This window comes from Microbacterium sp. JZ101, from assembly GCF_053903175.1.
Window position 1 is genome coordinate 3,267,653 of sequence record NZ_CP096400.1, and the last position, 21,143, is coordinate 3,288,795.

Consider the following 21,143-nt stretch of genomic DNA (forward strand, 5'->3'; position numbering starts at 1 on the left):
ACCACCCCGGCCGCACGTCCACAAGCCTCCTCCGCCTGTCGGAGGTCGCGCATAGAGTCGTGAGGCGGTCAACGACGACCGCGTTTGCCGGAGCACTCTCCGTGCGCCCCGGTGAGAGAAGGAGACACAGCGATGACCATCGCCGATCACGGCACGCACACGACCTGGAGCCGCGTCCAGAAGGGACTCCACGTCGCGAATCGAGACGGAATGTTCATGGGCTTCGTGGAGAAGGGGCCGGATGGCCGCTTCCTCGCCTTCGACGCTCATTCCGAGCGCGTCGGCGCGTTCTCCGAGCTCGCGGAGGCGATGGCCGCGGTCGACCGCGGGTGATCACGCGTCGGGGGATGCGATCCTCGGGCGGTCGGCGTTCAGCTCGACGAGTCGCGCGTAGCGGGTCGCCGCCACCGCGTACGCCTCCGTGTGCGCGGGATCGGGCTGCACCGTGACGTCGGCCGAGCCGCTCAGCGCGCGGACCTCGTCCGCCGTCGCGAAGTGGCCGACGGCCCATCCCGCCATCGCCGCGGCGCCCTGCGCCGCGCCGTGACCGCTGTCGGGGCGTACGACCGGCACGCCGAGCACATCGGCCTTGATCGTGAGCCATGCGAGCGATGCGGCGCCGCCGCCCGTGCTGATCACGCGGTCGACGGGGAAGCCGTGGTCGCGCAGGACCTGGACGTCCTGCGCCATCGCGAGGGCGTTGCCCTCCATCGCGGCGAGCATGAGATCGGTGCCGTCGGTCGCGAGGTCGATGCCGTCGATGATGCCGCGGGCCTCGGGATTCCAGCGCGGGGTGCGCTCCCCCGCGAGGCTCGGAACCATCGTCAGACGGCCGGGACGGGGCCGAGCGAGCAGCGCGGTCTCGTCGCGCAGGTCGCGCGCCCCGTCGAGCCCGTTGACCCAGTCGATCGTGGCGCCGGCGGTCACCTGAGCGGTGATCAGCAGGTCCACGTCGGCTACACAGTGCCGCGAGTGGATGAATCCGGGAACGCGCGTGCCGCGCGGCACGGCGAGGATCGTCACGCTCGAGAACCCGGTCATGTCGACGAGCGGGTCGCCCGGAGCGAGGCACCCCGCCTCGAGCGCCGAGCCGATGGCGTCGATCCCGCCGGCGACGACCGGGGTCCCCTCCGGGATGCTCGTCGCGGCCGCGGCCGACGCCGTGACCGTGCCGACGACCGACAGCGCGGGCACGATCTCGGGGAGCAGCCGGAGCGACGGCTCCGCCGCGAGGAGCGCGTCGGGGAATCGGCTCGACGCGTCGTCGAACCCCTGCATGAGGGACGCGGTCGTGTCGTCGAGGACGGCGCGACCCGTCAGCTGCCGCACGACGAAGCCGTTGGCCGAGAGCACGTGCTGTGCGCTCTCGAGGGCCGATGCCCGGTGCGCGGCCATCCAGGGCAGCTTGGCGGTGCCGAAGAACGGGTCCTTCCCGTTGCGGGACTCGGGGACGATGTCCGCGATGCGGGCGGCCTCGTCGACGGCGCGTCGATCGAGCCACGTGAGGGCCGGCGCCGTGGGGGCGCCGTTCTCGTCGACGGGAACGAGGGTCGGCGCCTGCGAGGTCACCGCGACCGCGAGGACAGGAGCGCCGGCCACCGCGTGCCGGGCTGCCTCTCCGACCGCCTTCCACCACGTCGCCGCGTCCTGCTCGGCGCCCCTCCCGTGGGTCGAGGTCGGGTATCGCACCGCCGTGTCGGCGACCCGGCGACCGGCGGCGTCGATCACGACGACCTTGACCGAGCTCGTCCCGACGTCGATCCCGACGAGCGCTCCGGTCACGGCGCGCTCCACGCGAACGGCGCCTCGCCCTCGACGAGCGGATGGAGGGCGGGCTCGCCGGCGAGGAAGCGGCGGACCTCCTCCGCGACGCCCGTCGCGGCGCGCTCGGCGGTCTCACGGCTCGCGCCCGCGATGTGCGGCGTGAGCACGAGATCGCGCCCCTCGCGAGCGAGTGCGAACAGGCGGTGCCCGAAGTCGACCGGCTCCTCGGGGTACACGTCGAACGCGGCGCCGCCGAGATGGCCGCTGTCGATCGCACGGGCGACCGCGTCGTAGTCGACGAGGCCGCCGCGGGCGGCGTTCACGAGCAGAGCGCCCTGCCGCATGAGTCCGATGCGACGCTCGTCGACCAGGTGCCGGGTCTCCGGGGTGAGACGGGCGTGCACCGAGACGAGATCGCTGCGGCGAAAGAGCTCGTCGGCGTCGTCCACGCGCTCGATGATGCCATCCAGCGCCGACGCGCGGAGGTAGGGGTCGAACACGAGCACGCGCGCGCCCATCGCGTGGAAGACCTTCGCGACGTGGCCGCCGACCATCCCCGCGCCGAGGAGCCCGATCGTCGCCCCCGAGATCTCGCCCCCGATCGCGTCGGAGCGGTAGAGGTCGCCCCGCCACTCGCCCGCGAGCATGCTGTCGTGGGCAAGGGGGATGCGCCGCAGGAGCGCGAATGAGAGCCCGAGCGTCATCTCGGCCGTCGCGATGCCGTTGCGACCCGGGACGTTGGCCACGCGAACGCCGAGCTCGCGCGCGGCGTCGAGGTTCACGTTCGTGGGTCCGCCGCGCGAGACCGCGATGAGCCGCAGCTCGGGCCGAGCCCGCAGCACGCGGTCGGTGAGGGGCGCGAGCTGGGTCACGATCGCCGTGACGCCCTCGAGCGCCTCGATGAGCTCGTCCTCGGTGCCCGACGCCTCGTCGACCTCCGCGACCGAGCCGAACGGCTCATCCGGCCAGGGGAACTCGATCTCGCGGATGTCCACATCGTCCGGCACGACGCGGGCGACGGCGTCGCGGAGTCGCGCGGCCCGGATGAACCGGTCGCCGGCGGCAAGAATGCGGGTCATGTCTCGTCCTTCCGTGCGCGCACCGCGGCCATCCGGCCCGTCGCGCGGTCTGTGCGGGGAGGTGCGGCGCCGCGCCGCACCTCCCCGAGGGGCATCAGTCGCCGAAGATCTCGTCGTAGTAGTCCTGCGCGTTCGAGGAGTCGATGACCTCGATCGGCATGTACTGGTCCTTCTCGACGTCCTCGCCCTCGAGCAGGTCGACCGTGATGTCGACGAGCGTCCGGCCGTGCGCCTTCCCGCCGCCGAGACTGACCGACGCCTTCTGCGGGTCGCCGTTGATGATGTTCTGGATCTCGTTCTCGGTCGCGTCGATGCCGAAGAGGCCGAACGCGTCGTAGTCGGTCACACCGGCCGACTTCACGCCCTCGTTGCCGCCGACCGCGCCGCCGCCGCCGATCGTCGCGATGACCTTGAGGTCAGGGTTCGCCTGCAGGAAGTTCTCGGCGTTCGCGACGCCCTCCTCCGCCGTCAGAGCGGGTGCCGTCGCCACGAGCTCGGCCTGCGGAGCCAGCTCGGCGATGGCGTCCTTGATGCCGTTGGCGCGGTCGATGATCTCGGGGAACATCGGCAGATCCATGAGCGCCCACTCGACGACGGGCTCGTCGCCGTAGTTCTCGTTGATCCACTCAGCCGCGGCCTCGCCGTTGGCGTAGCCGGTCTTGTACGCGTCGACGAGGTACTGCGCGTCGTAGTTCTCGAGCACCTGGGTGTAGCCGACGACCTTGATGCCGGCCTCCTGGGCGCGGGCGGTGACAGCCGACAGCGCGTTCGACTCGACCGCGCAGATGATGATCGCGTCGACGCCCTGCTGGATGAAGTTCTCGATCTGCGTGACCTGCTGCGCGGAGTCGCCGCGTGCATCGACGTAGTTGACGCTCAGGCCCTGCTCGGAGCCGTACGCGGTCGCCTCCTCGACGAGCTCGGCCCAGACCGGGTTGCTGAGGTCGGAGAAGGTGACGCCGACCGTGTAGCTGCCGTCGTCGCCGTCCGCCGCCGGGGTGCCGTCGGGGCCGACCGTCGTGCAGGCGGCGAGCGAGAGGGCGACGGCGCCGACGGCGCCGATCGCGGCCAGTGCGCGGGTCTTCTTCATGGGGTTCCTTTCGGGTGCTGCCGGCGACGTCCGCGTCGTCGGCGAAGGGTGGGATGGCCGGGGCGCTCCCCGGCGGAGGGATCAGCCGGCGTTTTGCCCGGCCGGAGCGATGGCGACGCCGCCGATCTGCTTCCTGCGGCCGCCGGAGGTCTTCGACATCGCGTCGTAGATCACGGCGGCGAGGAGGATGACGCCCTTGATGACGAGCTGGATGTACTCGCTCACGTTCAGCAGGACGAGGCCGTTGTCGAGCACGCCCACGATGAGCACGCCGACGAACGCCCCGAAGAGCGAGCCGCGGCCGCCCATGACGCTCACGCCGCCGAGCACGCACGCGGTGAGCACGCTGAACTCGAAGCCCGCGCCCGTCGCCGACTGGGCGGAGCTCAGGCGGGAGAGCAGCAGCACCGCGCCGATCGCCGTGAAGAACCCGCACAGGGCGTACACGAGGATGAGCGTGGCCTTGGTGTTGACGCCCGAGAGACGTGCGGCCTCGGGGTTGTTGCCGATCGCGTAGAAGTAGCGGCCGACGTAGGTCTTGTTGAGGATGAAGATGCCGACCGCCCACACGGCGATGAGCACGATGAGCGAGACCGGAACGCCCAGCACGGCCCCCTGTCCGAGGATCGCGAAGTCGGCGGGGAAGCCGAAGATCGGCAGCCCCCGCGACAGGAGGTAGCTGACGCCGTTGAGCACGGTCATCATCGACAGCGTGACGATCAGGGGCGCGACGCCCGTGAGGGTGATGATGAGTCCGTTGAGGACGCCGATGCACGTCCCGAGGACGAGGACCACGAGCACCGCGAGGTACCAGGGCAGCCCGGATTCGGCCATGAGCATCCCGCATACGACGACGTAGAGCGAGATCTGGTAGCCGACCGAGAGGTCGATGCCGCCCGTGATGAGGACGAAGGCGAACCCGACCGCGCAGATGCCGAGTGTGGCGATCTGTCGCGCGATGTTGAAGAGGTTCGAGGGGTCGAGGAACGACGGCGCCATCACGCTGAAGGCGATGACGAGGACGACGAGGACGAGGACGATGCCGAGGTCCTTCACCCGCGGGACGAATCTGCTCATCATGCTGCTTCTCCTTCGGCCGCGAGGGCCATGATCGCTTCCTGGGTGATCTCGTGACGGCGGAGGGTCCCCTGCTGGACGCCCTCCTGGAGGACGACGACCCGATCGGACATCCCGATGAGCTCCTCCATGTCGGACGAGATCATGAGGATGGTCTTCCCCTCCGCGGCGAGGCGGTTCATGATCTGGTAGATCTCGTGGCGGGCGCCCACGTCGATGCCGCGCGTGGGCTCGTCGAAGATGAGCACCTCCGGCTCGGTGGCGAGCCACTTCGCGAGCACGACCTTCTGCTGGTTGCCGCCGCTGAGGTTGCCGACGCGCTCGCGTGAGCTCGGCGCCTTGATGCGCAGGCTCTCCATGTAGGTCGCCGCCAGCTTCGCCTCGCGCGCTCTCGGGATGACGCCGAACCGCGACATCCCCTTGAGGACGGGCAGCGAGATGTTCTCCTTGATCGTGAAGTCGAGCACGACGCCGTGGCGCTTGCGATCCTCGGGGACGAGCGCGAAGCCGTTCCGGATGGCGGCGATCGGCGTCTTCGCCTCGGCGGCCCTCCCGTGCAGCCGGACCGAGCCTCCGTGCGCGCGGACGCTTCCGAAGATGAGCTCCATGAGCTCGGTCCTGCCCGCGCCGATGAGGCCCGCGAACCCGAGCACCTCGCCGCGGCGGGCCTCGAACGAGATGTCGCGGACGCCGTTGCCGGTCAGGCCCTGCACCGTGAGCGACACCTCGCCGGGCTCGACGTCGCGGTCGGGGTACGCCTCGCTGAGCTCTCGGCCGACCATGAGCGTGATGAGCTCGCGGCGCGTCGTGTCCGCCGTGTCGAGCGTCGCGACGTGCTTGCCGTCGCGGAGCACCGTGACGCGGTCGGAGAGGCGGAAGATCTCGTCCATGCGGTGCGAGATGTAGACGATCGTCATGCCCTGCGCCTTGAGCGCGTCGACCACGCGGTACATCGCCTCGACCTCCGCGGAGGTCAGGGGCGCCGACGGCTCATCCATGATGAGCAGGCGCGCGTCCTTCGAGAGCGCCTTGGCGATCTCGACGACCTGCTGGTACCCGGTCGTGAGGGTCTCGACGAGCGCACGGGGCGAGATGCGGACCCCCAGGCGAGCGAAGAGCTCCGCCGCGCGGGCGTCCATGCGCTTGCGATCGAGGACGGGGCCTCGGGTGAGGTACTCGCCGAGGAAGACGTTGTCGGCCGCGCTCAGTGTCGGGACGAGCGTGAACTCCTGGTAGATCACGGCGACGCCGAGCTCGCGGGCCAGCGCGGGGGTGAGCTGCGTGTGGGTCTCGCCGTCGACGGCGATCGTGCCCTCCGTCGGCTCGACAGCCCCCGCGAGGATCTTGATGAGCGTCGACTTGCCGGCGCCGTTCTCGCCGACGATCGCGTGCACCTCGCCGCGGCGCAGCTCGAGGTCCACCCCGTCGAGCGCGGCGACGCCCGGGTAGTGCTTGCGGATGCCCGTGGCGCGCAGGAAGGCCGTGTCGCGCTCCTGGGCGCCCCGCGGCGCTGCGAGATCGGCGTCGGTCATGGTGACCACCACTCCTTCGTGACTGATCGGGTGAATCGGATACATCCTGTTCGAGAATGTTAGATCTTGTCAAGAGTTGGGAGATCTTGTTACCTGGCCGAGACATGCGCCGCCCGCTCTCCGGCGCACAGATGGCGCGCGGAACGGCAGACGCGGAGCCGGTGGCAGGCAAGCGGCGGGAGCCGGTCGACCGGAGGCGCGGGAGCGCCGCGGCTCAGCGGAGCTCGGAGACGACCCCGCGATAGCCGGCCACGCGGACGTCCGCGGGGTCGAGCTCGGTCGCGAAGACGCTCACGCGATCGAGCGTGACCGCGGCGGCGGTCGCGTTGCCGCCGAGCTTGGCGAGGTTCGCGCCGATGAACACGCGGGCCGATGAGCGCGCGAACGCGCGCTTGACGTCGGCCTCCTCGAGGGTGTCCTCGTAGCAGGCGAGCTCGTCGACCGCGGCGGCCGACGCGAAGAAGCCCTGGAACCGCATGCCCTCCAGGCAGGCCGTCGCGACCGGCCCGACGAGGGAGTCCGATCGGCGGTCCGCGGCGCCGCCGGTCAGGATGGCCGTCACGCCGGGACGATCCTGGAGCACCTGGAAGGTCAGCAGGCCGTTCGTGACGACCGTGAGATCCTCGGGCTCGGGGAGCATCTGGGCGAGGCGGTGGATGGTCGTGGACGAGTCGAACGCGACGACGCCGCGCTCGGGAACGAGCGGAAGGAGCTTCTCGGCGATGATCCGCTTCTCCTCGGCGTACGACCGCTCGCGCCCCTGGAAGCTCACCGGCCCGCTGTAGACCGCGCCGCCGCGCACACGGCGCACGAGGCCCGACCGCTCGAGGTGGTCGAGGTCGCGCCGCACGGTCATCTCGCTGACCTCGAGCGCGGACGACGCCTCGACGAGGGACACCGTCTTGGTGGCGCGCAGCTGCGCCAGCAGCCAGCTGCGGCGCTCTTCTGCGGCCAGGGAGCTCATGCGCTCATTCTAGGCAGGCGGATGGCCGATGATGTGAGATCCTGTGAGATCGCGTCGCGCCGTTGCTGACGCGATTCCGCCGGATGCTGACCGGAATCGCCTCACGAGCGGCGCCATCCGCCCGCGAGAGTGGAGGCGAGACCGAGAGGATCCCATGTCGCCCGCACAGATCGACGCGCTCATCGCGCCGCCCACGCCCGTCGCCGCACGTGCCCGCGAGGTGCTCGAGGCCTGGTCGCCGCCCGAGCTCGTGCGGCACTGCCTGCGCTCGTGGGTGTGGGCATCGACGCTCGGCGACGCGCTGGGCCTGACCTACGACGCCGAGCTGCTGTACGTCGCGACGATGCTGCACGACCTCGGGCTCGTCGCGGAGTTCGACGCCGACGTCGTCCCGTTCGAGGCGGCGGGCGGAGCGGCGGGATGGGCCTTCGCCGCCGGCGCAGGCTGGCCGCGCGCACGCAGAGAGCGCGTCCAGGAGATCATCGTGCGGCACATGTGGACGGCGGTCGATCCGGACGAGGACGCCGAATCGCACCTCCTCGAGGTCGCCACGAGCCTCGACGTCTCGGGCGTCGACCCGGAGAAGTGGGATGCCCCGCTGCTCGTCGCGGTGGAGTCGCACCTGCCGCGAGGCGCCTTCTCGACGGACTTCGCGCAGCGCATCCACGATCAGGCCGAGCGCAAGCCGACCTCGTCGGCGGGCAGACTCGACGCGTCAGGTCGGATCGACGCCGGCGCTCGCACGTGGGAGCGCCTGGTCGCGCCGAACGGCTCCGCGTAGCGGCGCGACCGGGCAGATCACTCGCCCGAGGGCTCCTCGTCGGAGGCCTCGGAGAAGTCGTCGCCTTCGTCCGGCTCCTCGGGCGCGCCGCCCGATGCCGTGTCGGCTTCGGCGTTCTCGTCGGGGACGCCTTGCGTGTTGTGCTGTCCGCCATCGCTCATGGGATTCCTCCGCGACATCTCCCCGGATCGCGTCCGGCTGCGCGCCACGGTACGCCGACCGCGACCCCGGGGCGAGGGGTTGACAGCCCGGCGCACGCGACGGAGAGGCGATGAGTACACCGATTCCTGTACTATCGCCCCATGCTCACCGCGACCCTGACGCACACTGCGGCGCTCGCTCGCCTCGGGCACGCGCTGTCCGACCCGACGCGGGCGGGCGTCCTCCTCGCACTGCGCACCGCGTCCGCGCACCCGGGAGATCTCGCGGAGTCGCTCGGCGTCTCGAAGCAGGCGATGTCGAACCACCTCGCCTGCCTGCGCGGCTGCGGACTCGTCGAATCGACGCCGGACGGGCGCCGCAGCCTCTACCGTCTCGCCGATCCGCACCTCGCTCCCGCGCTCGACGAGCTCCTCCGCGTCGCGCTCGTCGTGGAACCGGACTGCTGCGCGAGCGAGGGGTGCACCTGCTGATGCCGGGTACGCCGGCCACGGGGGCCGCGCGGCGCGCCGTCCTGCACCGACGCATCCGGCTGATCGTCGCCGCGACCATCGCCTACAACCTCGTCGAGGCCGTCATCGCGCTGATCGCCGGAGGCGCCGCGTCCTCGGCGGCGCTCATCGGCTTCGGGCTCGACTCGACGATCGAGGTGCTCTCCGCGGCGGCCGTCGCCTGGCAGTTCACGCGACGCGACCCGGCCCGCTGGGAGAAGCCGACGTTGCGCGTGATCGCCATCGCGTTCTTCGCGCTCGCGATCTACGTCGCGGCGAGCGCGACGCTCGCGCTCGCGAACGGCGATGTCCCCGACCACAGTCCGGTGGGCATCGTCCTGACGGCCGCGAGCGCGGTGACGATGCCGTTCCTCTCCGCGGCCGAGCGCCGCGCCGGGCGGGAGCTCGGCTCGGCGACCGCGGTCGCCGACTCGCGCCAGACCCTCATCTGCGCCTGCCTGTCGGCGTCCGTGCTGGCCGGTCTGCTTCTGAACAGCGCGCTCGGATGGTGGTGGGCCGATGCGGCCGCCGGCCTCGTCATCGCGGCCTTCGCCATCCGGGAGGGCGTCGAGGCATGGCGCGGAGACGCGTGCGCGACCGCGGTCGGGATGGTCCTCGAGCACGACGAACACGACGGCTGAGGGCCTGGTATCGCGCCTCGGAACCGAGTACGGTTTCTCCCGGAGTGCCGGGAAGCCTGGTCGGCGATCGATACCGTTCGTCCCGGAAGGCAGCGACATGCGAGCGCTCATCTCCACATACGGCACACGCGGCGACGTCGAGCCGTACGTCGCACTCGCCCGGAGGCTCGTGGCCGAGGGCCATTCGGCCGTGCTCGCGGCGCCCGAGGCCTACCGTCCGACCGTCGAGGGGTCTGGAGCGGAGTTCGCCCCCGTGTGCACGGCGATGCACGAGGTCATGCGGGAGGGGATGTCCGGAATCGGCGGCCCGCGCGAGGCGCTCGGCCTGGCACGGCGCATGTCGGCGGCGATGCGGACCTCGCTGAGCGAGCAGTGGACGGCCGCACAGGAGGCGGCGCCCACCGTGATGGTGTCGCACCCGAAGGCGCTCGGCGGGCTTCACATCGCGGAGCGTCTCCGCGTCCCCTTCGTCGCCTCGCTGCCGCTTCCGTTTCTCACCCCGACGCGCGACTTCGCCATCCCGTTCCTGTCGCGCGGCCTTCCGCCCGCGCTCAACCGGGCGACCTACGCGTTCAACCGCTTCACCGGCATCGCATACGGCGGGATGATCAACCGATTCCGCACCGAGGAGCTGGGCCTCGGCCGCATGAGCCGAGCCAGCGACTACCTCCATGGAGCGGACGGCCGCCCCGTGCCCGTGCTCTATCCGTTCAGCCGGCACGTCGTCCCCGTCCCGCGCGACTACCCCGATTCGGCCCACGTCACGGGATGGTGGTTCGACCGCAACCGCGATTGGACCCCGCCGCCGGAGCTCGAGGAGTTCCTCGCGGCGGATGGCCCGGTCGTCTATATCGGGTTCGGGAGCATGGGCTTCGGGCGCCACGCGCCCGAACGAGGTCGCGCCGTGCTCGACGCCGTGCGCCGCGTGGGCGTCCGCGCCGTCGTCGCGACCGGATGGGGCGGCGTGGAGGTCGGCGCGTCCGAGGACATCATGGTGATCGAGGATGTGCCGCATGCGTGGCTCTTCCCCCGTGTGACGGCGGTCGTCCACCACGGCGGCTCCGGAACGACCGCGGCCGGCCTGCGCGCGGGGCGCCCCACGCTCGTCTGCCCGGTGCTCGGAGACCAGCCGTTCTGGGGCGCGCGCATCCACCAGCTCGGGCTCGGCCCGCGGCCGCTTCCGCTGCGGAAGGTCACCGGAGAGGCGCTCGCGGCGCGCCTCGCCGAGCTCATCGGCTCGCCGGCGGTGGCGAGCCGCGCAGAGGCGATCGGCGAGCTCATCCGTGCAGAGGACGGAACCGGCGCCGCCATCCGCGCTCTCGAGGAGATCACCGCGGAGCGGGCCCTGAGATGAGAGCTCACACGAGCCGGTAGCCCGCACCGCGGACCGTCTCGATGCGGTCGGCCCCGAGCTTCTGGCGCAGGTAGCCGATGTAGACGTCGGCGACGTTCGACCCGGGGTCGAAGTCGAAGCCCCACACCCGGCTCAGCAGCTGCTCGCGGCTCAGCACCTGGCCGGCGTGCCGGATGAGCTCCTCCGCGAGGGCGTACTCGCGCGCCGAGAGGTCGACGGACGGCCCGCCGTCGATGACGACGCGGCGGGTGCGGACGTCGAGTGTGAGGTCTCGATGGCGCAGGGCGCCCGCCGCGGGAGCGACCTCCTCGTCGCGGCGCATGCGGAGGCGGATGCGCGCGAGCAGCTCGTCGAAGCGGAACGGCTTGCCGATGTAGTCGTCGGCCCCGCCCTCGAGCCCTGCGACGGTGTCGCCGAGATCGGTGCGCGCGGTGAGCATGATGATCGGCATGCGCGAGCCCGAGCCGCGCAGGTTCTCGAGCACGTCGAAGCCGTTCATGCGCGGCATATTCACGTCCAGGACGAGCAGGTCGAACTCGCCGGTCTGCGCGAGCTCGAGCGCCTCGACGCCGTCGGCGGCGACGCGGGTCGCGAAGCCGGCGGCGCGCAGGCCCTTCTCGATGAACCCCGCGATGCGCTGCTCGTCATCGGCGATGAGAATCGATGCCACGGTGGCTCCTTCCGTCCGAGTGCGGCGGCGTGTCCTCGTCGTCGGGCGCGAGCGGCACGAGGATCGCGAACAGCGCGCCGCCGCCCGGGGCGTCCGTCACGCGAGCTCGGCCGCCGTGGGCGCGCGCGATGACCTGCACGATGTTGAGGCCGAGGCCGCTCCCTGCCGCGCGCTCGCGTCCGCGTCCGCGCCGGAAGCGCTCGAACACGGCCTTCTTCTCGTCGTCCGGGACGCCAGGGCCGTAATCGCGCACCCACAGGGCGAGGCGGCCTTCCTCGACATTGCTGCCGATCACGAAGCGCCCGCCGCCGTGGGTCACGGCGTTCTGCGCCAGCTGCAGCACGGCCTGGGTGATGCGGGCCGCGTCGAGCGGCGCGACGACATCCGCGATCGGCCCGGCGGCGACATCCGCGCCCTCGATCGCCTGGGCCTTGCGCACGATCTGCGCGACGAGATCCGCCGCGTCGGTCGGCTCGGGGGCGACGGGGGATGGCCCATGGAGCGCCGCCGCGGACGACAGATCCTGCACGAGTCGGCTCATCCGGTCGAGCTCGTCGACCGCGAGCTGCTGCGTCTCCCGCACATCGTCGGGGTCGGCGGGGTCCATCAGCTCGACGTGCCCGCGCACGATCGTGAGCGGGGTCTTCAGCTCGTGGCCGACATCGCTGAGCAGCTGCCGCTGCGAGTCGAGCGCATCGTCGAGTCGATCCAGCATGGCGTTCATCGTCGCCGCGAGCTCCGACACGTCGTCACGCCCCTCGATCGGCAGGCGCTCCGAGCGCGACTGGGCCGACACGCGCTCCGCCGTCTCGCGCATGCGCCGCAGCGGGCGCAGCAGACGACCGGCCGCGACCGTGCCGACCCCCGCGATGACGACGAGCACGATGCCGCCCGCGACGAAGAACACCCGAGCCGGCCCGTTGATCTCCGACAGCTCGGCCTCGACGTCGTAGGCCATGACGAAGAGCACGCTCTCGGCATCGGGGGCGCCGGGCACCTCGACAGGCGTGGCGAGGAAGCGCCAGACGACGCCCTCCTCGGCGTACGTCCCGAGCACGGGCTCGCGCCCGGCGGTCGTCCGCACCGCGAACGGGATGAATCCGGGCGCGCTGCGGAGGTCGACGTCGAGCGGCACCCCGGGCACGAACGCCGCCTTGCCGTCCACGACGCCCGCGACCCCCGTGTTGTCGTCGGGGCTCATCCGCCGCACGATGTCCTCAGCGGCTTCGCGCGACGACTCCCAGGCCTGCGGCTCCTCCGGCGTCCCTGCCACGATGAAGCGGGCGGAGTCGAGGTTCGCGCGGAGGCGGTCGTCGATCTGAGCCATGATCGTCGCCTGCTCGACGATGTACACGGCGAGGCCGACCGCGGCCATCCCGAGCGCCGCGACGATGGTGATGACGGCGATGAGGCGCACGCGCACCGAGACGACGCGCCGCCGCCTCGGTCCGCCGTTCCCGTCCGCCACGGTCCCAGTATCGTCGCCGGGGCGCGCGCGACCGCTCGGATCCGGCGACCATAAGGGTTGTCTCATGTGCGGCTGTCGACCCGTTTAGGCGAGGCGCGCATCCTGGAGGGGAGAGGGAGGAGCCACGATGCGGAAGGCGATCGCGTACACCGTCATCGGCGGCATCGGCCTGCTCGCCCTCACCGGCGGCGTCGTCGTCGCGTCGGAGGCGCTCGAGCAGCGCACGGATGGCGGACAGATCCTCGACGGCGGTGCGGTCACGGGCGACTACACGGGCGGGGCCGTCGGCCGCGACCTCCGCTCGGACCAGCGCGGAGCGACCCCCACGCCGACGCCCACGCCGACGACCGCACCGCCCGAGCAGACCGAGCCGCCGACCCAGACCGAGCCCGAGCACCTGCCGCCGGCTCCTCCCGTCGAGGTCGAGGACGATCCCGACACCGACGTCGATGACGACACGGACGTGGACGTGGACGACGACGCGGACGACGTCGACGACGACTGAGCCACCGGGCCCGCCTCGGGCGTTCGCCGCGAAGTGCGGCGAACGCCCGCAGCCCCGGCCTCACCGCCCTGCCGTGACGGGGCTCCCGACTCGCCGCAGAAGGGCGCGCGCGACATCGTGCCATCCGTCGCGCTGCGCGTAGACACCGGCGAGCCGCAGCCGCGCCGCAGCGGAGTACGCCGGCACGCGTGCCCAGAGCGGGCCGTCGCCGACGCCGCGGCGGAAGGCCTGGCCGGCGGCGTCGGCCCGCGTGGTCGGCAGCAGCCCCTGCAGCACCCGCAGCTCGAGGTGCACGAGCAGGTTCGCCACATCGAGCGCGCGTTCGCCGATCGCGAGGGTGTCGACGTCGATGAGGCCGACGCGCGTGCGCCCCGCCGCGAGGTCCTGCGCGGTGAACGAGCCGGATGGCACGAGCAGCTGCTTGTCGTGGAGGTCGCGATGGAGGACGCCGTCGACGCGTTCCGGCGGATCCGCCGCGAGCGCGGCCTCGACCGCGGCGAGCGCGTCGGCGACATCGTCGCCATCGAGCGCGCTGCCGACGGACGCCAGGGCACGGCGGATGGCGCGCATCTCGTCCGCGACGCCGTGGCGCGGGAGCCCCGCGGGGTCGAGCGCATGCAGTTCGGCGAGTCCGACTCCGACGCGCGTCCACACGGCGACGAGCGCGTCGTCGGAGACGGACGGGTCGCCCCCGGCGTCGAGGAGGGTCCGCTCGCCGACGCTCGCGAGGCGGAGGACACCGGCCGCGTCGTCGCGCGCGACCACCTGGGGCGACCGAAGCGTGCGCAGGCCCGAGACGCGCTCGGCGCGCTCCGCCACCTCGGCGAACCGTGCGGGCCGGACGAGCTTCACGAAGTCGCCGTCCGCTCGGCGGAGGACCGCGCGCCGCCCCGGCCGATGCGCGATGACGCGCGCCGACGCGAACGGTTCGACCGCCGCGGCCCCGGGAAGCGCCGCGTCCGCACGGAGCGCCGCGAGCCCGACGAGGCGCTCGCTCTCGGCGACGAGGTGCGCGACCTCGGCGTCCCAGTCGGCGATCCTCGCCCGGAACGGCTCCACGGCGCGCCGCAGCAGACCGGCGGCCGTGTGGGCGAGCAGGGCCGCCTCGTCGACAGCGCCGCCCGCTTCCCGATACCCCGCGACGAGCGCGGTGCCCGCGCGGCACGCGCTCTCGCCCCGGGCGATCGCATCGGCGGCCCACGAGCCCAGGTCGGACAGCGGGTCGCCGTCCCCCGCCCGATCGAGGTCGATGAGCCACGGGCGGCCGTCGGGGCCCACGATGACCTGGTCGATCGAGCAGTCGCCGTGCACGAGGGTGCGGACGCGCCGCTCCTCGAGCAGCGATCGGATGGCGCCCGCCGCGCGGAGCGCGCGATCCTCGAGGGCGGGCAGCACGGCCGCGACCCCCGACGCCGCGGCGTCGAGCGCGCGCTCGATCCCCGGCGGACGCGCGCCATCCGCCGCCCCGCCCTCTCGGGCCGATGCCGTGTGCAGCCGCGCGAGCATTCCGCCCACGCGATGCTCCGCCTCCGGATCCGCGATCTCCGGCAGCGGCCTTCCGGCGAGCAGGTGGGTCTCGACGAGCCCGACGGCCGCGTCGGCGCGGACGAGCGCGGCGGTCGGCACGAACGTCTCGACGCGATGCTGCGCCCGGATGGCCGACGCCGCGCGATCGGGCGCGTGCACCTTGACGATGACGCGGCAGCCTGCGCAGCGCGCGACCCAGCGACGGCCGGGCTTGTAGACGAGCACCTCCGCGTCCGGGTGCCGCTCGAGCGCGACGCGGATGCCCGGGAGCGCGCGGTCGGCGGCCGCGTCGACCACCGCGATCCCCCGTTCGGTATCGAGCAGGAGGAGGCCGTCGCCCGCGTGCGCGGCCATCCGCTCGAGCTTCCGGTGGACGCCGACGGGATACGCGACCGCCTGCGCCCGGATCGACCGGCTCGGGGTCTCGATGCGCACGCCCGCGACCGCCGAGGTGCCCGGCTTGAAGCGCAGATACGTGGTCTCGACGCGCTGAACGGGGACCCCCGCGGCCTCGAGAGCGCGGTGCAGCGTGGCCGCATCGAGCACGAGGGGAAGCCCCGGCAGCGCGGTCTCGCGCGCGGCGAGCGCCGCATCGGCGGGCGCGAGGTGCGGGATCGGGTCACGCACGGGCGGCCTCGTTGAGGATCGCCAGCCGCGACCCCGCGCGGGCCAGCAGCTCGTCCGGACGCCCCTGCTCGACGATCCTGCCGCGCTCGAGCACGACGATGCGATCGCACGCGAGGGCGTCCTCGAGCGCGTGCGTGATGACGAGCGTCGTCCGCCCCGCGCTCAGCCGATCGAGCGCGGGGCGGACGGCGGCGCCGCTCGCGGCGTCCAGCCCCGTCGCGGCCTCGTCGAGGATGACGATGCGCGCGTCGCGGAGCACGGCTCGCGCGATCGCGATGCGCTGGCGCTGGCCGCCCGAGAGGGTGTCGCCGCGCTCGCCGACGAGCGTGTCGAGGCCCTCGGGCATCCGCGCCGCGAACTCGTCGACGCCCGCCGCGCGAGCGGCCCGCTCGACCTGCGCATCGGTCGCGTCGGGGCGGCCCATCCGGATGTTCTCGCGGATCGAGCCCGTGAACAGCACCGACTCCTGCAGGACGATCGCGATGCCGCTGCGAAGGGAGGCGAGCGTGTAGGCGCGCAGGTCGCGGCCGTCGATCATGACCGACCCGCGGACGGGGTCCTGGAGGCGCAGCAGCAGCGACGCGAGGGTCGACTTGCCCGACCCCGAGTGCCCGACGATCGCGACCCGCTCGCCGGCGGCGATGTCGAGGTCGACCTCGTGCAGGGCGGGCTCGCCGTCGCCGTACGAGGCGGACACGCAGTGGAAGGTCACCGCACCCGCCACGCTTCCCATGCGGTGGGCACCGGGCAGGTCGGCCAGGTCGCTGCGCGTCGCGATGAGGTCGAGGATGCGCTCGCCCGAGGCCGCGGCCTTCGCGATGCGGCCGGTGTACTTCGCGAGGTCGCGCATGGGCTTGAACGCGCCCTTGAGGTACTGCACGAACACGACGAGCTCACCCGGCGTGAGGTGGCCCTCGAGCACGCTCCAGCCGCCGACGAGCAGGACGGCGGCGGTCGCGACGCCCACGAGCAGATCGGTCGCGCGCTCGAGCCCGGCCGACAGCCGGGTCGCGCGGACGCCCTCGGAGAGCTCCCGCTCGTTCGACCGCGCGAAGTCGCGCTCGAGCGTGCCCTCGAGCGTGTAGGCCTGCACGACCTTGATGGCTCCGAACGACTCTCCCGCCGTGCCCGCGATCTCGCCCTCGCGGCGCCGCTGCACGCGCGCGGCGTCGGTGATCCGGCGCGACGCGCGGCGCGAGTGCAGGAGGAAGACGGGGAGGGCGGCGGCGACGACGAGACCCAGGCGCCAGTCGAGGACGAGCATGACCGCGAGCATCGCGACGAGCGCGACGACGTTGCCCACGAGCGGCATCGCGGCGGTGACGGCGACGTCGCGGAGCTTGCCGATGTCGGAGACGAGCCGGTTGATGAGGTCGCCCGAGCGGGTTCCGGTGTGGAAGCGCAGGGGCAGGCGCAGCGCATGCGCGAAGACGTCTGCGCGCACGGCGTTCATGGCCCGCGTGCCGGCGAGGGCGAAGCACACCGTCATGAGGTACGACGCGAGCGCGCGCAGGCCGGCCGCCGCGACGACGGCGAGTGCGCACGCGAGGAGCAGGGTGAGGATGCCCGGCTCCTGCGCCGCACCCGGCGCGATCACGGCGTCGATCACGACCTTGAGCGGCCACGGCTCGAGCAGCCGGAAGGCCACCTCCGCGAGCATGGCGACGAACCCGCCCGCGACGAGCCCGGCCTGCGGGCGGAGGTACGGCCGGAGGAAGCGGACGAGGCGCCGCCCGCGCCCCGCTTCGGCGTCGCCGCGCCGACGGCTCATGCCGCCGCCTCCTCGTCCGGTTCGAGAGGGAGGCCGGCTGCGCCGAGGGTCCGGCGCACGACGTGCCGCCACGTCCGGGTCTGCGCCACGTCGTCTCGCGCGGCGTCGGCGAGAGCCCGGCGAAGCCCCGGGTCGGCGGCGAGGCGGTCGAGGGCCGCCGCGAGCGCCTCGGGATCGGATGGCGGCACGAGGAGCCCCGTGCGGCCATCCGCGACGAGCTCGGGGAGCTGGCCGACCCGCGATGCGACCACGACCGCGCCCGAGGCGAGGTACTCGAGCACCTTGAGCGGAGAGAAGTACGGGTCTCCGTGCGCGGGGTACGGCGCGACGGCCGCGTCGAGGGCGGCGAGCTGCTCGGGCACGTCGGCGGGATCGACGGCCCCCGTGAACACCGTGCGGTCGGCGATGCCGCGCTCGCCCGCCCGCCGCTCGAGGGCGGCGCGCTCCGGCCCGTCGCCGACGATCACGAGGCGCGCATCGGGGCGCCTCCGCGTGAGCAGGGCGAAGGCGTCGACGAGATGCTCCGTGCCGTGCCACGGCTTGAGAGTGCCGACGAAGCCGACCGTGAACGGCCGGCCAGCGGGTCGCGGAGCGGGCGCGAAGCGGTCGGCGTCGACGCCGTTGGGCTCGACGACGATCCGGGCGGCGGGCGCCTGCGTGCGCGCCCACGCCGCGACCGGCTCCGAGACGCACGTGACGAGCGAGGCATCGGAGATCACGGCGCGCGCGACCGCGTCGGCGGTGTCGGCGTGCACGAGGGAGCGGTGCCGCGCCTGCTCGATCGGAAGGGGCGCGTTGACCTCCAGGATCGAGGGGATGGCGGCCTCGCGCGCGAACGACGTGCCCGCGATCGCGAAGAGCGCGTACCGCTCGTACACGAGGTCGAACGGCCGATCGGCGTGCGCGGCGAGGAGAGCGCGACGGGTGCCCTCCTCCGCGGCCATGAGCATCCGCTCGCGCTGGCGCACGTCGGATTCCCCCGTGACGGGAGCGGGGTGCACGCGGAGGCGTCCGTCGTCGTGCGCGCGGGCGAGGGCGCCGCGAGGCTCGCCGCCCGTCCGCCGGCAGTGGAGGTCGACCTCGTGGCCGGCGGCGAGGAGCACGCGCAGCACCTCCTGCACGTGGACGGACGCGCCCTTCGCGCCGAACACGGGGATGCCGGGGTCGCCGCAGACGTAGGCGATGCGCATCAGGCCACCTCCTGCAGCGAGCGGGCGCGGGCGATCTCGTCGAGCTCGCGCGCCTGGCGCCGCACGTCGAACGTGCTCTCGACGAGCGCCCTGGCCCGCCGTGCGAGGGCCTCGGCGAGCGCGGGGTCGTCGAGCACGCGCGCGATCGCCGCCGCGAGCGCCGCGGGAGCGTGCTGCGGCACGACGAGGCCGGTCTCGCCGTGTCGCACCGCCTCCGTGATGCCCGTGACGTCGGTCGAGATGCAGGGCGTGCCGAGGGCCATCGCCTCGAGGAGCACGGTCGGCAGGCCGTCGGCGTTGCCGTCCGACCCGACGACGCACGGCGCCGCGAACACGCTCGCGCGCGCGACCTCGGCCCGCACCTCGCCCTGCGGCAGAGGGCCCGTGAACGTGACGAGGTCATCGAGGCCGAGCGCGCCGACGAGCGCGCGCAGCTCTCCCTCGCGCTCGCCGGCCCCGACGATGCGGCACGGCACGGCGCGCCCGCCCTCGCGGAGAAGGTGCACGGCGGCGATGAGGTCGGCGAAGCCCTTCTTCTCGACGAGCCGCCCCACGGCGACGATCGAGGGCGAGGCGGGTCGGCCCGGCGCGTACGGGAAGCGGTCGAGGTCGAGGCCGTTGTAGACGCGGTGGATGGGCGTGCGAGCCGCCGCGGGGTAGCGCTCGCGCAGGTGCCGCAGGTTGAAGCCCGACACGGTCACGACATGCGACGCGTCGGCGATCTTCCGATCGACGTCCTGCGGATCGACGCTCTCGTGGAAGAGGTCCTTCGCATGCGCCGTGAACGAGTACGGCACCCCGGTGAGGAGGGAGGCCAGGCGTGCGACGGTCGTCGCGAGGCTCGCGAAGTGCGCGTGCAGCGCCGTGATGCCCTCGCGCTCGACCGCGATCGCGAGCCGGATGGCCTGGGCCGCGTCCGCGACGTCGGCCGCGAGCAGCTCCTCGAGCACGTGCGGCACGCGCGGCAGCACGCCGTGCGCCTCGCCCAGGAGCTCCCACAGCTCGGACACGCGCGTCGGCCGGGGGATCTGCTCGACCGGCGCCGCGACGCGCGCGAGGGTGTCGTGGAAGCGGACGTCGACCGTGGGGCGCAGCGAGAAGATGCGCAGGTCGGCGCCGCGCTCCTCTCGCGCGATGATCTCCGACACGATGAAGGTCTCCGAGAAGCGCGGGTACATCTTCACGACGTAGCCGATCCGCTCGGCGGCGCGCTCATGCGACATGGCGGCTCTCCTCGGTGCGCATGCCGACGAGGTCGGCGAACAGGCGGGGCAGACGGCTGAGGCCGTCGAGGTCGATGGGCGGCGCCGGTCGCGGCGCGCGGCGGATGGCGCGCGCGGTCCACGCGGAGATCGCGTCGGGCGAGAGGTCGTCCGGGAGCACGACGTCGAGGGCGCCGCGCCGCGCGAGCGCCTCGGCGCGCACGAGCTGCTCGAGGCGCGGCTCGACGCGCGGCACGACGAGCAGCGGCGCTCTCGCGGCCAGCGCCTCGCACACTGTGTTGTAGCCGCCCATCCCGACGACGGCGGCGGCGCGCGCGATGAGGCCCGCGGCGTCCGGCGCGGAGCGCACCACGCGCAGATCGTCGCGCTCGGCCGCGATCGCGCGCAGCGCGTGCACCGCCGGGTCGGGCATGTGCGGGCCGGCGATGACGACACCGCGATGTCCCTCCGGCAGGCGCGAGCGGGCGAAGGCGTGCGCGACGTGCGCGCCATCCTGCCCCGCGCCGACCATCGCGAGCACGAACGGCTCGTCGGCGCGCGTGCGCATCCGCGGCGCCGGGCGCCCGTGCGCGAGGTAGCCCGTGTACCGCACGCGCGCGGGGGTCTCGAGCCCCGCGAGGGGGTCGTGCACGTCGCGGTCGCCGTAGACCCACACCTCGTCGTACCAGGCCGCGAGCGCCGCTGCCCCCTCGGCCTCGCGCCACTCGCGCGCCGCGGTGTGCGCGTCGTCGAGCACGTCGCGGATGCCGAGGACGACGCGCGCGCCGTGCGCGCGGACGGCGTCGAGGGCGGGCTCGAGCTCGCCGCGGAAGCCGCGCGGGTGCTTGTCGACGATGAGCACGTCGGGGCGGAACGAGGCGAGGGCGGCGTGCAGCACCGCTGTCCGCATCTCGGAGAGCTGCGCCGGGTCGACCGAGAGGTGCCGCGCGCCGTACCTCCCCGCGCCGTCCTTGGCGAGCGCGGGCAGCGACACGATGTCGCATCCGGATGGCCGACCCGCGTGCGCGGCGTCGGGAGCGCTCGTGAGGAGCAGGAGGTCAGGCGCCTCGTCCATCCCGCTCAGCGCATGCGCGATGGCGAGGTTGCGGCGGATGTGGCCCAGGCCCTGTGCATCGTGCGAATAGAGCGCGACGCGCAGGCGGCCCTGGCCATCCGTCGTGTCGCGGATCGGGGTGCGGCGTCTCGTCTCGTCTCTCACGGACTCCACGATGGCGCTGCGCCATGAGGCGC

Annotated in this window: 20 protein-coding genes; 6 read left to right on the plus strand and 14 right to left on the minus strand. The window is 73.1% G+C overall.

Going from position 1 to position 21,143, the window contains the following annotated elements:
- The first annotated feature begins 132 nt into the window (after nucleotides 1–132).
- Nucleotides 133–333, plus strand: a complete 201-nt coding sequence (locus tag M1D56_RS15035; RefSeq protein WP_271173047.1) for a hypothetical protein — start codon at nucleotides 133–135, stop codon at nucleotides 331–333.
- On the opposite strand, the gene M1D56_RS15040 is transcribed toward M1D56_RS15035, so the two are convergent.
- The 6 genes from M1D56_RS15040 to M1D56_RS15065 form a co-directional block, all read right to left on the minus strand.
- Complete coding sequence (locus tag M1D56_RS15040) at nucleotides 334–1,782, minus strand: xylulokinase (RefSeq protein ID WP_456284063.1); 1,449 nt, start codon at nucleotides 1,780–1,782, stop codon at nucleotides 334–336.
- Nucleotides 1,779–2,843, minus strand: a complete 1,065-nt coding sequence (locus M1D56_RS15045; protein WP_456284064.1) for a 2-hydroxyacid dehydrogenase — start codon at nucleotides 2,841–2,843, stop codon at nucleotides 1,779–1,781. The genes M1D56_RS15040 and M1D56_RS15045 overlap by 4 nt, the downstream gene beginning before the upstream one ends.
- 94 nt (nucleotides 2,844–2,937) lie before the next feature.
- Nucleotides 2,938–3,933 carry a sugar ABC transporter substrate-binding protein gene (locus M1D56_RS15050; protein ID WP_456284065.1) on the minus strand — a complete coding sequence of 332 codons (996 nt, stop codon included), beginning with the start codon at nucleotides 3,931–3,933 and terminating at the stop codon, nucleotides 2,938–2,940.
- Nucleotides 3,934–4,014: 81 nt separating this feature from the next.
- The gene (locus tag M1D56_RS15055) at nucleotides 4,015–5,013 is read right to left on the minus strand and encodes an ABC transporter permease (protein WP_421075085.1); all 999 of its coding nucleotides are present in this window, start codon (nucleotides 5,011–5,013) and stop codon (nucleotides 4,015–4,017) included.
- Nucleotides 5,010–6,542: a sugar ABC transporter ATP-binding protein gene (locus tag M1D56_RS15060; protein ID WP_456284066.1), complete on the minus strand. Its 1,533-nt coding sequence runs from the start codon at nucleotides 6,540–6,542 to the stop codon at nucleotides 5,010–5,012. The genes M1D56_RS15055 and M1D56_RS15060 overlap by 4 nt, the downstream gene beginning before the upstream one ends.
- 214 nt (nucleotides 6,543–6,756) lie before the next feature.
- Nucleotides 6,757–7,506: a DeoR/GlpR family DNA-binding transcription regulator gene (locus M1D56_RS15065; RefSeq protein ID WP_421075083.1), complete on the minus strand. Its 750-nt coding sequence runs from the start codon at nucleotides 7,504–7,506 to the stop codon at nucleotides 6,757–6,759.
- A 154-nt stretch (nucleotides 7,507–7,660) separates the two neighbouring features.
- Between M1D56_RS15065 and M1D56_RS15070 the strand changes: the two genes are divergently transcribed.
- On the plus strand, nucleotides 7,661–8,287 hold the full coding sequence (locus tag M1D56_RS15070) for an HD domain-containing protein (RefSeq protein ID WP_456284067.1): 627 nt from the start codon (nucleotides 7,661–7,663) through the stop codon (nucleotides 8,285–8,287).
- Between the two features lie 17 nt (nucleotides 8,288–8,304).
- Here M1D56_RS15070 and M1D56_RS15075 read toward each other — a convergent pair whose 3' ends face one another.
- Nucleotides 8,305–8,448, minus strand: a complete 144-nt coding sequence (locus tag M1D56_RS15075) for a hypothetical protein (protein ID WP_271173049.1) — start codon at nucleotides 8,446–8,448, stop codon at nucleotides 8,305–8,307.
- 141 nt (nucleotides 8,449–8,589) lie between these two features.
- On the opposite strand from M1D56_RS15075, the gene M1D56_RS15080 reads away from it, so the two are divergent.
- The 3 genes from M1D56_RS15080 (at nucleotide 8,590) to M1D56_RS15090 (ending at nucleotide 10,932) form a co-directional block, all read left to right on the plus strand.
- Nucleotides 8,590–8,919 (plus strand): ArsR/SmtB family transcription factor, encoded by a 330-nt coding sequence (locus M1D56_RS15080; RefSeq protein WP_324013598.1) that lies wholly within the window; start codon nucleotides 8,590–8,592, stop codon nucleotides 8,917–8,919.
- The gene (locus M1D56_RS15085; protein WP_456284068.1) at nucleotides 8,919–9,578 is read left to right on the plus strand and encodes a cation transporter; all 660 of its coding nucleotides are present in this window, start codon (nucleotides 8,919–8,921) and stop codon (nucleotides 9,576–9,578) included. Before M1D56_RS15080 ends, M1D56_RS15085 begins: the two co-directional genes overlap by 1 nt.
- Before the next feature lie 97 nt (nucleotides 9,579–9,675).
- Complete coding sequence (locus M1D56_RS15090; protein ID WP_456284069.1) at nucleotides 9,676–10,932, plus strand: glycosyltransferase; 1,257 nt, start codon at nucleotides 9,676–9,678, stop codon at nucleotides 10,930–10,932.
- A gap of 4 nt (nucleotides 10,933–10,936) precedes the next feature.
- Here the strand turns inward: M1D56_RS15090 and M1D56_RS15095 are convergent, their stop codons facing one another.
- Together M1D56_RS15095 and M1D56_RS15100 are read right to left on the minus strand one after the other, a co-directional pair.
- Nucleotides 10,937–11,602 (minus strand): response regulator transcription factor, encoded by a 666-nt coding sequence (locus M1D56_RS15095; RefSeq protein ID WP_456284070.1) that lies wholly within the window; start codon nucleotides 11,600–11,602, stop codon nucleotides 10,937–10,939.
- On the minus strand, nucleotides 11,577–13,070 hold the full coding sequence (locus M1D56_RS15100; protein ID WP_421075081.1) for a sensor histidine kinase: 1,494 nt from the start codon (nucleotides 13,068–13,070) through the stop codon (nucleotides 11,577–11,579). Before M1D56_RS15100 ends, M1D56_RS15095 begins: the two co-directional genes overlap by 26 nt.
- Nucleotides 13,071–13,197: 127 nt before the next feature.
- Between M1D56_RS15100 and M1D56_RS15105 the strand changes: the two genes are divergently transcribed.
- Complete coding sequence (locus M1D56_RS15105) at nucleotides 13,198–13,575, plus strand: hypothetical protein (protein WP_456284071.1); 378 nt, start codon at nucleotides 13,198–13,200, stop codon at nucleotides 13,573–13,575.
- Between the two features lie 60 nt (nucleotides 13,576–13,635).
- Here M1D56_RS15105 and M1D56_RS15110 read toward each other — a convergent pair whose 3' ends face one another.
- From M1D56_RS15110 to M1D56_RS15130, 5 genes are read right to left on the minus strand one after another with little or no spacing between them, the layout of a single operon-like run.
- Nucleotides 13,636–15,729: a phosphotransferase gene (locus M1D56_RS15110; RefSeq protein ID WP_456284072.1), complete on the minus strand. Its 2,094-nt coding sequence runs from the start codon at nucleotides 15,727–15,729 to the stop codon at nucleotides 13,636–13,638.
- A complete protein-coding gene (locus M1D56_RS15115; protein WP_456284073.1) occupies nucleotides 15,722–17,500 on the minus strand; it encodes an ABC transporter ATP-binding protein in 1,779 nt (592 codons plus the stop codon). Before M1D56_RS15115 ends, M1D56_RS15110 begins: the two co-directional genes overlap by 8 nt.
- Nucleotides 17,497–18,690, minus strand: a complete 1,194-nt coding sequence (locus M1D56_RS15120; RefSeq protein WP_456284074.1) for a glycosyltransferase family 4 protein — start codon at nucleotides 18,688–18,690, stop codon at nucleotides 17,497–17,499. The genes M1D56_RS15115 and M1D56_RS15120 overlap by 4 nt, the downstream gene beginning before the upstream one ends.
- Nucleotides 18,690–19,913 carry a glycosyltransferase gene (locus M1D56_RS15125; protein WP_456284075.1) on the minus strand — a complete coding sequence of 408 codons (1,224 nt, stop codon included), beginning with the start codon at nucleotides 19,911–19,913 and terminating at the stop codon, nucleotides 18,690–18,692. Before M1D56_RS15125 ends, M1D56_RS15120 begins: the two co-directional genes overlap by 1 nt.
- Nucleotides 19,903–21,111 carry a glycosyltransferase family protein gene (locus M1D56_RS15130; protein ID WP_271173057.1) on the minus strand — a complete coding sequence of 403 codons (1,209 nt, stop codon included), beginning with the start codon at nucleotides 21,109–21,111 and terminating at the stop codon, nucleotides 19,903–19,905. Before M1D56_RS15130 ends, M1D56_RS15125 begins: the two co-directional genes overlap by 11 nt.
- Nucleotides 21,112–21,143: the final 32 nt, after the last annotated feature.